Here is a 1043-nt window from a genome sequence, read left to right as displayed (position 1 = left end):
CCACAACATTGCGCTCTCAAAGGACAGTTACCACAATCTTTTTCCGAACTTCTATAACTTTTCTTTTCGTAGCCTTTGCTGTCTGTTAAAGTCCGTTTAAACGGTAAAAAAGCTTTATTTCCGCCTTCTTGAATACATTCGTAACGGTTTTCTTTTTTATTAAAAATAAAGCCTTCACGTTCGGGTTTATATTGTCCAAAGTTGGGGATCCAAGCATCTAAGTTATGATCTTCACAATATTGCAAACTCGTACCGCTACTGTAGCCCGCATCAGCCAAAATTTCACCTATTTGAATCTCATTTTGTTTAAAATTTTCAATCGTTTGATCCATAATTTCTGCAAAAATAGCACTGTCTTTACTACCTGCTGTGCTGGCACAAGCGCCTGTAATCACATGGTGTTTATCATCAACAGCTAACTGTCCCGCATAATTTAATTGACGTGGTTTTCCTGGTTTGGTCGAGATTTTCGCATCAGGATCTGTTGGACTATAATGGGTATGATTACTCAAAAATTTTGGACGAATATCTTCACCATCTTCATTTTTTTGAATCGTTTTGCGAGCAGCAGGCATTCCTTTAAATTCTTCTTTTTTCCAATTATGATGTTGTTCTACCAACTTCTTTCGAGTTGATGTTACAGTTCGATTAGGCTCACTGCATGCTTTGAATTCTGAATTTTCTTCCAACTCATTCACAAAAGCAGAAGCATCGTTTAGAACCTCTTTTTCAACAAGAGAATCCATGCTAGCGTTCGCTTTGATAAACGCTGAATCTACCGCCTGACGTTTCCCAGAAACCATGCCTTTATTCACACATAAACTCAATATCAACTGAAACAATTGCAAGAAAACTTCTTCGCCAAATAATGCGCGAGTTCGGCTAATTGTCGAATGCCAAGGCAATTCTTCGTTCAGATCATAGCCTAAAAATAAACGAATACTCAAACTATCCGAACAAAAACGAATCAATGCTCTGTCGCTGTTGATATTATTCAAATAACCCACTAACAATATTTTAAAAAACACCACCGGATCAATACT

The 1043-nt window shown here is 37.3% G+C and carries 1 protein-coding gene; it reads right to left on the bottom strand.

Features of this window, described 5'->3' with window-relative positions:
- Nucleotides 1–1043 (bottom strand): transposase (locus tag HX088_RS13830; RefSeq protein WP_286484478.1); only part of this gene is annotated, 1043 nt, incomplete at both ends.

Origin of the sequence: Empedobacter sp. 225-1 (assembly GCF_030328185.1) — a bacterium.
In the GTDB taxonomy this organism is placed as follows: Bacteria; Bacteroidota; Bacteroidia; order Flavobacteriales; family Weeksellaceae; genus Empedobacter; species Empedobacter stercoris.
This window is presented reverse-complemented; position numbering and strand designations above follow the sequence as displayed.